Source organism: Roseburia porci, from assembly GCF_009695765.1.
In the GTDB taxonomy this organism is placed as follows: Bacteria; Bacillota; Clostridia; order Lachnospirales; family Lachnospiraceae; genus Roseburia; species Roseburia porci.
The window spans coordinates 163,937-178,616 of record NZ_VUNI01000001.1 but is presented as its reverse complement, the minus strand read 5'-3'; the positions used below and the strand labels follow the sequence as shown (position 1 = coordinate 178,616).

15 protein-coding genes are annotated in these 14,680 nt (G+C 41.3%); all 15 read right to left on the bottom strand.

The window, feature by feature from the left end; genetic code table 11:
* Positions 1–29: 29 nt before the first annotated feature.
* The 15 genes from sigE to FYJ75_RS00855 all read right to left on the bottom strand — a co-directional run bounded on the left by sigE (position 30) and on the right by FYJ75_RS00855 (position 14,585).
* On the bottom strand, positions 30–749 hold the full coding sequence (gene sigE / locus FYJ75_RS00920) for an RNA polymerase sporulation sigma factor SigE (RefSeq protein WP_154427902.1): 720 nt from the start codon (positions 747–749) through the stop codon (positions 30–32).
* Positions 746–1,537 (bottom strand): sigma-E processing peptidase SpoIIGA, encoded by a 792-nt coding sequence (locus FYJ75_RS00915; protein WP_154427900.1) that lies wholly within the window; start codon positions 1,535–1,537, stop codon positions 746–748. Before FYJ75_RS00915 ends, sigE begins: the two co-directional genes overlap by 4 nt.
* A 171-nt stretch (positions 1,538–1,708) precedes the next feature.
* Positions 1,709–2,914, bottom strand: coding sequence for a cell division protein FtsZ (gene ftsZ / locus FYJ75_RS00910; protein WP_154427898.1), 1,206 nt, complete (start codon positions 2,912–2,914; stop codon positions 1,709–1,711).
* 104 nt (positions 2,915–3,018) lie between these two features.
* Positions 3,019–3,765, bottom strand: a complete 747-nt coding sequence (locus FYJ75_RS00905; protein ID WP_154427896.1) for a cell division protein FtsQ/DivIB — start codon at positions 3,763–3,765, stop codon at positions 3,019–3,021.
* Between the two features lie 14 nt (positions 3,766–3,779).
* Positions 3,780–4,931 carry a putative lipid II flippase FtsW gene (ftsW, locus tag FYJ75_RS00900; protein ID WP_154427894.1) on the bottom strand — a complete coding sequence of 384 codons (1,152 nt, stop codon included), beginning with the start codon at positions 4,929–4,931 and terminating at the stop codon, positions 3,780–3,782.
* Between the two features lie 2 nt (positions 4,932–4,933).
* Entirely contained in the window at positions 4,934–6,295 is a 1,362-nt protein-coding gene (murD, locus tag FYJ75_RS00895) for a UDP-N-acetylmuramoyl-L-alanine--D-glutamate ligase (RefSeq protein ID WP_154427892.1), read from the bottom strand.
* Positions 6,296–6,372: 77 nt separating this feature from the next.
* Positions 6,373–8,133 (bottom strand): peptidoglycan D,D-transpeptidase FtsI family protein, encoded by a 1,761-nt coding sequence (locus tag FYJ75_RS00890; RefSeq protein ID WP_154427890.1) that lies wholly within the window; start codon positions 8,131–8,133, stop codon positions 6,373–6,375.
* 77 nt (positions 8,134–8,210) lie between these two features.
* Positions 8,211–10,187, bottom strand: a complete 1,977-nt coding sequence (locus FYJ75_RS00885; RefSeq protein WP_328596804.1) for a peptidoglycan D,D-transpeptidase FtsI family protein — start codon at positions 10,185–10,187, stop codon at positions 8,211–8,213.
* Positions 10,188–10,198: 11 nt separating this feature from the next.
* Entirely contained in the window at positions 10,199–10,699 is a 501-nt protein-coding gene (locus FYJ75_RS00880) for a hypothetical protein (protein WP_154427888.1), read from the bottom strand.
* Between the two features lie 70 nt (positions 10,700–10,769).
* Entirely contained in the window at positions 10,770–11,717 is a 948-nt protein-coding gene (gene rsmH, locus FYJ75_RS00875; RefSeq protein WP_154427886.1) for a 16S rRNA (cytosine(1402)-N(4))-methyltransferase RsmH, read from the bottom strand.
* Complete coding sequence (gene mraZ / locus FYJ75_RS00870; RefSeq protein WP_154427884.1) at positions 11,717–12,148, bottom strand: division/cell wall cluster transcriptional repressor MraZ; 432 nt, start codon at positions 12,146–12,148, stop codon at positions 11,717–11,719. The genes rsmH and mraZ overlap by 1 nt, the downstream gene beginning before the upstream one ends.
* Before the next feature lie 223 nt (positions 12,149–12,371).
* Positions 12,372–12,533 carry a hypothetical protein gene (locus FYJ75_RS14275; RefSeq protein ID WP_195838916.1) on the bottom strand — a complete coding sequence of 54 codons (162 nt, stop codon included), beginning with the start codon at positions 12,531–12,533 and terminating at the stop codon, positions 12,372–12,374.
* 23 nt (positions 12,534–12,556) lie between these two features.
* On the bottom strand, positions 12,557–13,423 hold the full coding sequence (lgt, locus tag FYJ75_RS00865) for a prolipoprotein diacylglyceryl transferase (protein ID WP_154427882.1): 867 nt from the start codon (positions 13,421–13,423) through the stop codon (positions 12,557–12,559).
* Between the two features lie 110 nt (positions 13,424–13,533).
* Positions 13,534–14,151, bottom strand: coding sequence for a zinc dependent phospholipase C family protein (locus tag FYJ75_RS00860; RefSeq protein WP_154427880.1), 618 nt, complete (start codon positions 14,149–14,151; stop codon positions 13,534–13,536).
* Between the two features lie 119 nt (positions 14,152–14,270).
* Positions 14,271–14,585 carry a DUF1540 domain-containing protein gene (locus FYJ75_RS00855; protein ID WP_154427878.1) on the bottom strand — a complete coding sequence of 105 codons (315 nt, stop codon included), beginning with the start codon at positions 14,583–14,585 and terminating at the stop codon, positions 14,271–14,273.
* Positions 14,586–14,680: the final 95 nt, after the last annotated feature.

The following is a 14,680-nucleotide window of genomic DNA, read 5'->3' as shown; positions in this document are numbered from 1 at the left end:
ATAATATTTTCACAAAAATCACTTTATTTTTATTCAAATTTCTGAATTTCCTTTTTCAGACGATTCATGATCTTCTTTTCCAGTCTCGATATATAAGACTGCGATATTCCCAGCGTATCCGCAACTTCTTTCTGTGTCATTTCTTTTCCGTTTGGCTGATTGATTCCATATCTTAATTCAATGATTTCTTTCTCTCTGCAATCCAGCTTTTCGACCGCTTTTCGCAACAGCCTTTTTTCGACTTCTGTTTCCATGTCCCGATAAATAATATCTTCATCCGTTCCAAGAATATCCGACAACAGAAGTTCATTGCCATCCCAGTCAACGTTTAACGGCTCATCTATGGAAACCTCAAGCCGCGTTTTATTATTCCTTCTAAGATACATAAGAATCTCATTCTCAATGCATCTGGACGCATATGTTGCAAGTTTGATCTTCTTTTCCGGGTTAAACGTGTTGATTCCTTTGATCAGTCCGATCGTACCGATCGATATCAGATCCTCCACTCCAACCCCTGTATTTTCAAATTTTTTTGCAAGATACACGACCAGACGCAGGTTGTGTGAAATCAGCTTTTCCTTTGCTTCTTTGTTCTCTCTTCCTGTGAGCGCCGACAGACATTTTTGTTCTTCCTCCATTTCAAGCGGTGGAGGAAGGACCTCCGATCCACCTATGTAAAAAACATCCCGTTCTCCCCGGATTCCTCTTAAGATAAATAATACTGTCTTCCATTTTTCCGAAATATTCATACGATGTCCACTTCCTGATTCAATATAATTTGATATGTTTTATTTTTCATTAGTCCAGGCTGTGCAATCCCGATCACAGCCGGTTCAACCAGACATTCCCTGTTCTGCTCTCTGATCCGGATACAATCAATGGTATAAATCTGTAAAAGTCCGGAGCCCCCGAGCGAACAGTATGGAATGACTAGTGCATGTTTTGCCTCAGATGCAAAGATTCCCAACTGATCCGCGATCTCCGGTGCCACAATATACACTGCTCTTCCTCCGTATGGCTCCTTCAACCGGTTGCCGGAATCATACAACGCCAACGCCTCCACCTGGTTTTTTGCATCCTCCAGCATCACCTGAAATAAAGTAGTTCGAAGCTTTCGATATCTTGCAGCATATGTAACACCAGAAACAAGTAAAAACCCGATTGCAAGGATTACAAGAAACGGAAGTTTATGCAGTCCAAACATATTTGCGACCGCTTCACAAATTCCGCCAAGCAGCATCATAAAAAGCATGCAGATTCCATACTCTATGCTCCATTCGCGTATGTTCTGTGGCTTCAGTGCAAGCATTGTAACAAAAGGCAAAACAACCAGACCGGACAATCCCAGAAACACCACGTGATCATTGTTCATAAGCAGCAACAGCAATTCCAGCACGCTTCCGATCAGTGCCGCGATCCCGATTCCTGCCATCCGACGTAATCCATGTATTTTCCGCAAACGTGCTGCTCCCATAAGTACGATCAGATTTACCAGAAAATTCTGGATTACAAATACATCTGCATAAAATACATACAAAGTTATTCCCCCCTGTCTCCCATGTCCGGAACAGGTTCATTATACAAAAGGAATCTGCGAGGAATTTATCAGATACTGTGTGAGAAAAAAAAGAAGTTATCGACAGAATTCATAGAAAAAAAGGACAGACACTTTCGTGTCTGTCCTGCTTATCATTCAAATGACGTTAATTTATTTCTTCTTTAAGAAATCAGGAATGCTGATCTCTACCGGTTTTACCGTACTTTCCGGCTTCGGTGGTCTCTGAATACCGCTGAATGTCGGATTGGTATTATTCTGTACCGGTGCAACTGGTCTTGCCACATTTGGCTGAGCCGTATGTAATCCTGCTGTTGTACGTCCTGTTACCGGACTTACCGTAGGTCTTACAGTTGCGCCCTGTGACTGATATTTCAGCATATTAGACATAGATGGTGCACTCTTTGAAGCATTCTCCAGTCCAGTTGCGATTACAGTGATTGTTGCTTCATCTGTCATCGTCTCGTCATATTTTGCACCAAAGATGATGTTGGCATCATCTCCGGCAAGATCCTGTACATAACTTGCTGCATCATTTGCATCCATCAGAGAGATATCTCCGGAAATATTAATGATTACATGAGATGCTCCCTCGATTGTTGTCTCAAGAAGTGGAGAAGCAACTGCTAACTTCACAGCCTCAATTGCCTTATCATCTCCCTTGGCATTACCAATACCAATATGAGCCATTCCCTTGTCCTTCATAACAGTCTGAACATCTGCAAAGTCAAGGTTAATCAGTGCAGGTAAATTGATCAGGTCTGTGATTCCCTGAACTGCCTGCTGTAATACTTCATCTGCCTTCTTTAATGCATCCGGCATTGTTGTACGTCTGTCTACAATCTCTAATAATTTATCATTTGGAATTACGATCAGTGTATCAACACTCTCTTTTAAACGGTCAATTCCAGAAACCGCATTGATCATACGCTGCTTTGCCTCAAATTTAAAAGGCTTTGTCACTACTCCAACAGTAAGGATTCCCTGCTCTTTCGCGATCTTGGCAACAACAGGTGCAGCACCGGTTCCGGTTCCGCCACCCATTCCACAGGTAACAAATACCATATCTGCGCCCTTAACTGCTGCAGCTAATTCTTCTGCACTTTCTTCAGCAGCTTTCTGTCCTACCTCCGGCTGAGCTCCTGCTCCAAGTCCTTTCGTAAGTTTCTCGCCAATCTGAATCAGTGTCGGTGCTTTACATAACTGTAAAGCCTGTTTATCTGTATTAACACCGACGAATTCTACTCCGCCAATGTTCTCATCAATCATTCGGTTTACTGCATTATTTCCAGCCCCGCCTACGCCAATTACGATAATTTTTGCACTGGCATCAGCTTCGTTTGTCATTATTTCCAGCAAGGTTCTTCCTCCTCTTTTACATCCATATAATCTATAATATAGTTTTTCCGTGAAATAATCAACAGTAAAATACTATTTTTATCAGAAATAGCACAAGATTTTGATCATTCTGTCTTGTCAAATACTATATTTGTAGTATTCTCTGTCCAATTCTCCATATGAAGCACCCCGCTAAGTCCTTCAAGATTTGGCATGATCTTACTTACGCGTTCAATTTTCGGGGTAAGCTGTGTGGTATCACCGATCATGACCTGTATACTTCCGTATGCAAGAACCGGCGCATTGTCAACGCCGTATGTAATTGAATCCGGAATAAGGTTGTATTTCTTTAATGTCTGTGTCAGCGAAAGCAGTTCTTTCAATGTATCCCCGTCTATCGGAAGCTGTTCATACAAAACAACCTGATCACAATTGATTCCCTGAATCATAGGAATATCCGGGATGACATCAGACGAAGTTTCCACAACAAATCCATCTTTATCAAAATATGCATTCTCATTAATGGATGGAATAAAAATATAACCCACAATTCCCTTTTCGTATACCGTTATGTGCAATGTATGCGGATTTTTGAGTGTTATTTCCATAGTATCCACAAAAGGAATACTTTTCGGGTCCGTAAAACGATATTTCAGAAAAACATACAGAGAATTCCATGAATACTCATCATTCAGGACCGTATCTTCAATCATCTTGGAATCATAAAGCTTATTGCCCTCTACCTCAACATCCCTGACCCGAAACACTTTCATGATAATCAGCGCAGCAATTGCAAGTACAATAAGGACTCCCAGTATAACCGTAAGTGATATCTTCCTTCTTTTCTTTTTTCTGCGTTCTTCTTTAATCATAATATTCCAGCCTTTTATCCTTCAATATTCTGAAGACGGATGCCCTTGGAAACACTGAGTGCAAGCCCCATCTCCGCCATCAGGAACATAATTGACGTACCACCGTAACTGATAAACGGCAGCGTAACACCGGTATTTGGAATCGTGTTGGTAACAACTGCGATATTCAGAATCACCTGTAATGCAATATGCGACATAATGCCCACAACAAGAAGTGCTCCGAAAAGATCTTTTGCATTGTTCGCAATGATCATCATTCTCCAGATCATAAGAAGAAACAGCAAAATTACACAGATTCCTCCAAATAACCCAAGTTCTTCACAAATAATCGTAAAGATCATGTCATTCTGTGCCTCAGGAACGAATCCCATCTTCTGGATACTCTGACCAAGTCCTTTTCCAAATAATCCACCAGAACCGATCGCATACAATCCCTGAAGCGTCTGGAATCCGTCATCCCCTGCGGTTTCCGGATGCAGCCATGCCTTGATTCGATCCAGCCGGTAACTTTCGATCATAATAAATACAGCGACTGCTCCGATTCCGAGCAGTGCAAGTGCCACAAAGTGACTGTACTTCGGACTCGCAACAAACATCATACACACTGCAATTCCGGCTACAATAATTGCAGTACTCAGGTTACTGATTGCAATAATGATAAGTACCGGAGCAATAATTGCAAGCACCTTGATAATTGCGGAAAACTTTGCAATCTGTTTCGGTATCCGTTCAATAAAAGCTGCAAGAAATACAATCATCGCAATTTTGGCGAACTCCGACGGCTGAAACGAAATCGGTCCGATCTGCAGCCATCTCTGGGATCCATTATAATTTCGTCCTGCAACGATAACCGCTCCACAAAGTGCAACGGAGGCCGCATACGCCAGTACCGCAAACTGTTTCCAGAAAGTATACGGGATCGATGCCAGCATAAACATAAACACAAATCCGATCATCATCGCCATGACCTGTTTCTTCAGATAAAATGCCGCATCCCCGAATTTGCTTGCTGCCGTATAGGAACTGGTACTGTATAACATAACAAGACCAAAGCAGATCAAAAAGATAATGATAAACAACAGATTGTAATCAAAATATTTTATTTCTTTCGGCCTGCCATCTCTCGATTGTCTTTCGCCCTTTCTGCTCGTCGTCTTTTTTTTCATATTTACTCCTTTAAGCCACGGACAATATCTTTAAAGATTCTTCCTCTTTCCTCATAATTCGGGAACATTCCCCAGCTTGCGCATGCCGGTGATAACAATACCGCGTCGCCGGATACAGAATGATCATAACAATACATGATAGCTTCCTCAAATGTATCACATAAGACTACATCTTCAAATCCATGTTTCTTTGCACACTCTGCAATCTTTTCTCTTGTCTGGCCAATCAGTACAAGGCCTTTTACCTTTCCGTCAAATGCCTCGATCCATTCGTCATATTCGGATTGTTTATCATATCCTCCGCCAATCAGCCATGTTGGCCGGTTCATTGCACGGATTCCCTGGATTGCAGCATCCGGATTGGTTCCCTTGGAGTCATTGTAGAATTTTACTCCGCGTTTTTCACACACATATTCAATGCGGTGTTCCACTGCCGTGAATGTTTTTAAAACTTCTACAATCTTATCCATCGGAACACCAAAAGCTGTCGCAATCGCGCAGGCTGCCATGACATTCTCATAATTGTGGTTACCAAGAAGGTTCAGCTCATGAATATTGATCACCAGAGAGGCTTCCCCATTCTTTGCATAATAAATATTCTCATCCGAAAGATAGAATCCATTTTCCAGTGCTCTTTTACTGCTGAAGAAGATGACATTCGTCTTTAATCCTTCCCCAAACTTACGCAGGACCTCATCCTCATAATTTAATACACAGGTCTCATCTTTTCCCTGATTTCTAGTAATATCTTCCTTGGTTCGGATATAACATTCCATCGTATGATGGCGGTTCAGATGATCCGGTGTAATATTTAAGATTGCGGAAACTTCCGGCTTAAATTCATGAATCGTTTCAAGCTGGAAACTGCTGATCTCGGCAACAGTTACTGTCTCATCTGTTGTATCTGCAGCAACCGATGTATATGGAATTCCAATATTACCAACAACTTTTACATCCTTATAATAGTTCTTCATGATCTCGCCGGTAAGCGCTGTTGTTGTTGTCTTTCCATTTGTTCCGGTAATTGCGGCAATCCGTCCTTTGGAGAAGTAATATGCAAGTTCGATCTCACCCCATATGGCAATTCCTTTCTCACGCATACGGTTTACCATCGGAATATCCGTTGGCACTCCCGGACTTAATACGGTCACATCAAACTGATCCATCTGTTCTTCTGTCAGATCTCCAAGAATAACAGGAACAGTTCTTAATTTCTCACTTTTTTCGTATACTTTTTCAAGGTCAAGGTCTTTATTTCCATCAAATAATGTGACCCTGATCTTCTTATCCAATAATAATTCACATGCGGCAATTCCGCTGATTCCGGTTCCTACAACCAGAACATTTTTTTCTGCTAGATTCATATGTTTATTCCTCCGTCTACAATTAATTAAGTATACGTTATTTCTGTATAGAATTCAAGTTTTCCACCGCATTGTTTTCATCTGGATTGCTCATCGGTTTCACTGCTCTCCACACTCTGTTTTTCAATGTCCAGATATGGGAGAATATTTTCAAAAACTGTTTTTGCAACAGGTGCACAGATCGTTCCTCCATAATACACCCCCTGCGGATTACGAATGATCACAAGCACCAGTACCTGTGGATTATCTGCCGGAGCAAAACCCAAAAAGGATGCGATATATTTATGTTCAGATCTTGGAAGCGTCTGTGAAGTTGCTGTTTTTCCGCCAATTTCATATCCTTCGATCTTACAGTTTTTTCCACCTCCTTCTGACACTACTTTTTCCAGGAGATACCGCATGGTCTCTGAGGTCTGCTCACTGCATATCTCCTTCTTTGTCTCATAGGAAAACGTTTCCACAGTATTTCCACTTTCGTCTGCCGTCCGCACACCAAAATGCGGAGTCACACGATTTCCACCGTTAATCAGGGAAGATACCGTTGTCACAAGCTGGATCGGAGTGATCTGAAACGACTGTCCGAAAGATATTGTTGCAAGTTCCACCTGTCCGATATGATCCAGACTGTGCATGATTGTTGCAGCCTCGCCCGGAAGATCAATATTGGTTTTGGAAAAAAGTCCAAACTGGTCAAAATACTTATAAAACCGCTCTGATCCGATTCTCAGTCCAACCGTTATAAATACCGGGTTACAGGAATTCTCAATTCCCTGGACAAATGTTTCTGCTCCATGTCCGGTTGTCTTTGCGCACCGGATTTTCCGGTCTTCTACCATAATAAATCCCGGACAACTGAACTGATCCTCCAGTTTTACTGCTCCGCATTCTAACGCTGCTGCCGCAGTAATCACTTTAAAAGTCGAACCAGGTTCATAAGTATCAGACACACAATGGTTTCTCCACATGTTATTTAACTGCTCCATCTCCGAATCTGTTCCCTGAATGGATCCTGCATCTTTCGTCAGCGCAAATGGCTGATTCAGATCAAATTCCGGATAATCCGCCATCGCAAGAAGTTCTCCATTCTGAGGATTCATCACGATAATGCTGACACTGTCTGCCTGTTTCTGAATGAACGCCTTTTCTGCCTCCTGTTCGCAGAATGCCTGAATATTATAGTCCATTGAGATATACAGATCATAACCACTGACAGGTTCTTTTCTTACTTCTCCCTCTTTATCTACTTCAATTCCACGGGCATCTGTCACGGTTAATATTTTACCATTCGTCCCCTGAAGTACATCATCATACTTTACTTCCAGTCCGATAATTCCCTGATTATCGCCTCCGGTAAATCCAAGTACTTTCGATGCAAGACTTCCATATGGATATACCCTCTTATAATCTTCGTCTACTTTCACGCCAGACATTCCATACGCCAGAATACGGTCTCCGGTTTCTTTGTCTACATTACTTTTTATTCGTTCGATTGAAGTTACCTTTTCAACTCTTTTTCGTATTTTTTCTTCCGGAATGTCCAGTTCTTTTACTAACATTGCAATTACACCTTCCGGATCCTGGATCTGATTATGAATCACGGAAATGGTGCAGACAGAAGTATTGGATGCCAGAACCTGACCATTTACATCAAGAATCCGTCCTCTTGCCGCTTTAATATCGCGCTCTCTCTGATGCAGATCTACCGCTTTTTGTGTATAATAATCGGAACAAAATATCATAAGATACACCAGCCGCCCGATCAGTATTCCAATCATCAGAATTACCATTACAAAAAAGACCAGAATTTTCCTGCGAATTCCAGTTTTGTTCCGTTCCATAAAAATAACCTCATAAACGCCTTATAATATCTTATGTAAGCATTTATGAGGTTATTCGATTCTGTTTTGTCTATCATTTACTGTCCAGCATTCTCATCCTGCGGTACATCTGCATTCTGTGCTTCCTGTCCCGCTGCTGCAGCCGCTTCTGCGCTCTTTTTGGTTACATCCGTTCCTAAAATTCCATACTCTGCATTCGTTCCGTTTTGCTCTTCATCCGGATAAATGTTCAGATATGGCAGAACTTCTTTTAAAATCTCTCTGGAAATATTCATGGCAAATGCACCATGAGACTGATCGTCAACATTTGGTTCATCCACAACAACATAAATTACAAGCTGCGGGTTCTCCTGTGGAACATAACCAATAAAAGAAACTACATAATTACCATTTCCACGAGGCAGTTTTTCTGCTGTTCCTGTCTTTCCTCCCATGGAATAGCCATCCAGTTTTGCCATTTTACCAGTTCCTTCCGACACAACACTATACATGTAATCTTTGATCTGATCACTGGTAGAGCTTGAGATTGTCTCTTTTACAACGGTCGGATCAATCGTTGAAATGGTATTTCCATCAGCATCTGTGATTTTTCGCACAACATGCGGCTGATAATAGGTTCCACCATTTACAAGCGAACAGAATGCGCTTCCCAGCTGGATCATCGTTGTATTATAGTTCTGTCCGAATGAGTTTGTTGCAAGATCTACCGGTTTCATATTATCAAGTGTATACACAAGTGTTGATGTATTTGCTTCTCCCGGCAGATCAATATTCGTCTTCAGCCCAAATCCATATGCAGACTGATATTTCACGAAATTATCAATCCCTATCTTATACGACATCTGCATTAACGCATCGTTACAGGAGTTCATAAGAGCCTGCCGAACCGTTTCAAGCCCATGTCCCGACCGCTTCACACATCCAATGATTCTTCCATCGAACATCTCACCACCGTCACAGTCAAACGTCATATCATCGGTGACAGTTCCAGTATCAAGTCCCGTTGCAATGGTAAATGGTTTTTGTACGGATCCAGGCTCGAATGTACTGGTAATGCAATAATTCTGCCAGAGTTTATTCAATGCATCCATATTCTCGTCATCGGACATTGCATCGATCTGTTCCTGCGAATAATACGGTGTCAGATCTCTTGGATTATCCAGATCAAAATTCGGATAATTTGCCATCGCAAGGATCTCTCCGTTATTCGGATTCATCACGAGCACGCCTGTATTTGTGCTTCCCGCACCTTCCCTGCTGTTGTCCGTATACATATCATTGTATTCTTTGATTTTTTCTTCCACAATAGACTGAATATTTGCATCGATCGTTGTCACAAGTGTATTTCCATCTTTTGCATCAATAACAGTCTTCTCAAAATCATTGTCAGAATTCAGATAGCCATATTCCCGTCCATTGATTCCGTTTAATGTATCATTATAATAGTTTTCCAGTCCGGAGTTACCTACATTTCCACTTGCTGTAAACCCGATCAGTGAACTTGCCAGTGTATGATATGGATATTCTCTCTGGTATTCCTTTTCAAACCATACGCCTTTGATGTTTGGATTATTATCCGTATCATCCTGTTTCTCTATAAACGGCTGGATCTGGTCATAAGGAAGTTTTTTGGCAAGAACAATATACTTGCTGTCCTTGGAGTTTGCCGCATAATCTTCCAGCTGATCCCGGTTCATGATATCCGGAAAGCATTCCATAAGCGCATCTATCGTCGGTTCTACATATTTCGTGTCACTCGTCATAATGGAACAATCCAGTATAACGTTATAAACAGCCACACTGGTAGCTAAAACCGTCCCTTTCGTGTCGACAATATCGCCTCTCTGAAACGGGATAATTGAGCTATCATATGACTGTTGTGATAAAACAATTTTTTTATATTTGTCACTGCTCGTATAGTTAATATACATAAGCCTGCCGATCAATCCACATACGAGTACCAGCATTCCTGTAAAGAGAAATGCCAGTTTACCACGCATTTTTCTGGAAAATTTTGCAGCAGGCTTTTTTGCTCTTTTTGTTCTTTTTGCCACTGAAAATACTCCTACTTTTGAGGGATATCACTATACTGGTTCATGTAATTGCTGTTATCTACCGTATAGTATACAATCTGTCCCTCCTGTGCATATTTCATTCCAAGCTGATTCATTGCTACATCTTTAATATAATCCAGATCCACCGAAGTTTCAATTCTTTTTAATCTTGCATCATTGTCCGTCTTAATATCGGTTACCTGGCTTTCCAATGCTGCGACTTCGTGCATACGATTTGTCACCTGCGCCTGTGCCTGAATATAATATCCGGCTGCAAACGCACTGATGATCACACAGGTTGTAAGAAAAACCACATAGGCTTTGCTCATATGCAGTGCTTTTTCGCGGTTGCGCTTTGCAGCGTTTCTTCTTGTTCTCTTTTTTCTCTGTTCTTCCCGTTCACGGCGAAGTCTGCGCTGTCTTCTCTCCTCCTCCGGATTGATCTCGCGCACTGTATTTCCATCAACATAATATCTTCTGCTGTTATATGTTTTTCTGGTACTGTCTGCCATCCTAACAAACTCCTTTATTTCCTGTAATCAGATTCTCATCTGGTGTTTTCATTATCCCTTTTTCTTTTGACTATTGCTCCTGGTGTTTTTCAAAGACACGCAATTTGGCACTTTTTGATCTTGAATTCTCTTCCAGTTCTTCCTCCGATGGAAGAATCGGCTTTCTTGTTACCACACGTCCCTTAGATTTCTTACCACATACACAAACCGGAAAACTGCTCGGGCAGGTGCATGGATTCTCATTTTTCTTAAAATTACTTTTTACAATGCGGTCTTCCAGTGAATGGAATGTAATGATGCATAATCTCCCATCCTCGTTTAAAAGATCGATCATATCATCTAAAGTATCCTTTAAAACATCCAGTTCATGGTTTAACTCGATGCGGATCGCCTGATACGTTCTTTTGGACGGATGTCCTCCTGTCGCCTGAACCTTCATTGGAATCGCACCACTTATGATCCGATTCAATTCTCCGGTTGTCTCTATCGGCTTGTCCTTTCTCGCTGCAACAATATGTTTTGCAATATTTTTGGCAAAACGATCTTCTCCATAGTCACGAATGATACGAAACAATTCTGCCTCACTATACTCGTTTACAATGTCTTTTGCTGTCAGTTTCTGTCTGTCATCCATCCGCATATCAAGTGGTGCATCTTCTGAGCGGTAAGTAAAACCTCTTTCCGGTGTATCCAGCTGAAAAGAAGATACGCCAAGATCAAGAACAATTCCATCTACCTTTTCAATTCCAAGATCCTGAAGCACATTCTTCATATTGGAATAATTGCTTCTTACAATTGTCACCTGATCTTCAAATTCTTTGAGCCGTTCTCCCGCTGCTGCAATCGCATCTTTGTCCTGATCAATACCGATCAGTCTTCCGCCATCTGTAAGCCGTTTGCAGATCTGATAAGAATGACCGCCTCCGCCAAGTGTTCCATCCACATAGACACCATCCGGCTTGATATTCAAATTATCGATTGTTTCCTCTAACAGTACCGAGTAATGTTTAAATTCCATTAAATTCCAAGCCCCATTTCTGCCATATGTTCTGCGATCTCATCCATATCATCATAATCGCCGTTATCCTGCCATCTGTCTTTGCTCCAGATCTCTACCCTGCTCAGCACGCCAACAGAGACAACTTCTTTCTCAATGCCTGCATATTCTCTCAGATTCGCCGGCAAAAGGATTCTTCCCTGCTTGTCCACTTCACAGGAAGCTGCTCCTGCAAAGAAGAATCTGGAGAATTTTCTTGCATCTTTCGTCGTAAGTGGTATTTCACGGAATTTTTCTTCGATGTGCTTCCATTCTTCATTGGAATATACGAACAAACAACCATCCAGTCCTTTTGTAACAACAAACTCGTTTCCAAGCTGTTCCCTGAATTTCGACGGTACGATCAGACGCCCTTTTGCATCGATCGTATGGTTGTATTCGCCCATGAACATGTCCGCACACCTCCCTTCCTAATTCTTCACCACTTTCCTCCACATGATAGGCAAAACCCACCACTTTTCACCACTTTTTATATATAATACCCCATTAGCCCCTTAAAATCAAGAAATCCGGGAAAATTTCTTTTTCGATTTTCCCGGATTCCTTAATTTTTATTTCCAATAAATCAAAAAAATGGAGGGAAATCCCAAATGGGATTTCCCTCCACATGTTTTGTTATCCGACAACCGTTTCCGTGATCTCCAAATACTCTTCAATCAGTTTGTCCAGATAAACACTTTTCTGATAGTATATTTCATAGCTGTCTGACTCCAGTGCCTGGTCCAGTTCCAGCCGTGCTTTCTCGATTAGGTGCTGTAATTCTTTCAGTTCTCTCATTATGAATCCTCCCTAAAACCGATTCACACTGTTTCTTTTGCCTTTTTCCTCCGTCCGATCACAATCCAGATTGCAGAGACCACTACAAGCACTGCCGCAAGTGCTCTGGATACCGGATATCCAATCACTGGTATCAAAAGCTGATCTGTTCTGAGTGCTTCTACCCAGAAACGAATAATTCCATATCCAAACAGATACCAGAGAAATACTTCTCCGTTAAACTTCTTGTGTTTGCGGAACAAAAGCAGAATAATCAAAAGGACCAGATTGGATAAAGATTCATATAAAAAAGTCGGATGAACCTGAATATATTGAATCCCATCAACCCAGACTTCATGTTCCATCAGTTCCTGCGTGATATCCGAAGTTGAACGAACTGCTGATACCGGAATCTGCATTGCCAGAAGATTGTTGCAATATCCACCGAAAGCTTCCCGGTTGAAGAAATTTCCCCATCTTCCTATGATCTGCCCAAGTACCAGTCCAAGACCTGCAGTATCACACAACTGGCCAAAAGACAGCTTTTTCACTTTTGCAAAAATGAATGTTGTCAATATTGCGGCGATCACACCACCATAAATTGCCAGTCCTCCCTGACGGATCTTAAAAATACTGATGAGGTCATCCTTATAAATATCCCATCGGAATGCAACATAGTAAAGTCTCGCTCCAATCAGCGAACAGATGATTGCAATAATTGCAAGGTCAATATAATCATCCGGATTCTGTCCGGTTCTCTTTGCTTCATAACAGGCAATTGCAATTCCTGCAAGCATGCCAATTGCAATAATAATCCCGTAAAATGCGATCCGGTAGCTTCCAATATTGATGCTCTGTCCTACATGGTGCAGATAAATATGTAGTTTCGGAAAATTAATGTTATAGTCCAAGTGAATTCCTCTTTTCCTTTTGTGTTCATTCTACATTTTACGCCACAGACAGGTAAAAAGCAATCAAAAAACACCGTCTCTTTTCAGCATATTTCGACAAAGACTCTCACCTATGCCGCTCCGTGATGCAGATTTTTGCCCGTTGTGTCAATATAACGTTTCTTATGTTCTTTTCTCTTTAAAAGATCAAAAAAGCCTTCCAAAGCCTGATGATTTACCTCGACAATCGATTCAATATCATGCTTTACCCCATGCTTTCCATCCAGATACTCACGATGACTCCTGTTTATAAACTCAAACAATGATTCTGTAGAAGTAAAAAATTTCTTTGGTCTCAGATTCTCTTTTGCCTCATGTGTATTGAGATACGTCCTGAGTTTCTGTTTTAATTCTTCTTCATAGGTACAATGGTCTTTCAGACTTCCCGGATATTCCTTGTTATGCGGGAATGTAAAATAATCTGCCAGATAGTGGCTGATCTCTCCCATTCTGCAAATGTCTCTTCTTGTATATTTTTCTTTTCCCGGAATCCGTTCCAGCATCTTTTTCATTCGTTCCTGCAGATCCGGAAACGTACCGTCAATCTCGTGCTTTCGATATACAAACGATGGTTTTATATCCGGCAGAATACTCCCGATATAAAATGAATAACGATGTTTTTTCAGTTCTTCGTTGTCCGTGTTGCGAACAATAAATCTTGCAAGTGAAACATGTGATTTCTTACGCATTTCTATGACTCCTTTCAGAGTAAAAAACACAATTTATAGTTCTAACCTCCTATATTTTACTACGGTTCATTTTGCCTTTCAAGTAGGTGGTACAAATTCCCTGTACCACCTTTTTCCAGTTACCTGCAGTCAAAACTTGCGCATTCTGTCTCCGCAGATGTATCCGCTTTTCCACCGGAAATACTGATATGATCCGCGCCACATTTCATTGAATGATTAAACACGCATTCTTCCGCTTTGCAAAATACATCGGTTTCCTTGGACGGGCATCCACAATCTGCGTTTGAACAGCCACAGCCTTTCAGCTCAAAGCTGCCGCAGCATGTGTCAGACGTTACATGAGCTTCGCTGCCTTCCACCTGTATATTGTCTTTTCTGCAGCTTCTGTCTCTGTTATACGCGCAATTTGAAACGGTACAATCCAATACTGTCATGAATGTTATCCTCCTGCTTTTAAATTTGTAACATTCCTATTATGTTCAATTGTGCAATCGTAAAACAGGTATATTCTGGCATTTTTTATTTTCAG

Excerpts from the sequence above, each read along its gene's own strand:
- sigE (WP_154427902.1), bottom strand. The coding sequence starts at position 749 with ATGAATATTTCGGAAAAATGGAAGACAGTATTATTTATCTTAAGAGGA.
- FYJ75_RS00905 (WP_154427896.1), bottom strand. The coding sequence starts at position 3,765 with ATGATTAAAGAAGAACGCAGAAAAAAGAAAAGAAGGAAGATATCACTT.
- ftsW (WP_154427894.1), bottom strand. The coding sequence starts at position 4,931 with ATGAAAAAAAAGACGACGAGCAGAAAGGGCGAAAGACAATCGAGAGAT.
- murD (WP_154427892.1), bottom strand. The coding sequence starts at position 6,295 with ATGAATCTAGCAGAAAAAAATGTTCTGGTTGTAGGAACCGGAATCAGC.
- FYJ75_RS00890 (WP_154427890.1), bottom strand. The coding sequence starts at position 8,133 with ATGGAACGGAACAAAACTGGAATTCGCAGGAAAATTCTGGTCTTTTTT.
- FYJ75_RS00880 (WP_154427888.1), bottom strand. The coding sequence starts at position 10,699 with ATGGCAGACAGTACCAGAAAAACATATAACAGCAGAAGATATTATGTT.
- rsmH (WP_154427886.1), bottom strand. The coding sequence starts at position 11,717 with ATGGAATTTAAACATTACTCGGTACTGTTAGAGGAAACAATCGATAAT.
- mraZ (WP_154427884.1), bottom strand. The coding sequence starts at position 12,148 with ATGTTCATGGGCGAATACAACCATACGATCGATGCAAAAGGGCGTCTG.
- FYJ75_RS14275 (WP_195838916.1), bottom strand. The coding sequence starts at position 12,533 with ATGAGAGAACTGAAAGAATTACAGCACCTAATCGAGAAAGCACGGCTG.
- FYJ75_RS00860 (WP_154427880.1), bottom strand. The coding sequence starts at position 14,151 with ATGCGTAAGAAATCACATGTTTCACTTGCAAGATTTATTGTTCGCAAC.
- FYJ75_RS00855 (WP_154427878.1), bottom strand. The coding sequence starts at position 14,585 with ATGACAGTATTGGATTGTACCGTTTCAAATTGCGCGTATAACAGAGAC.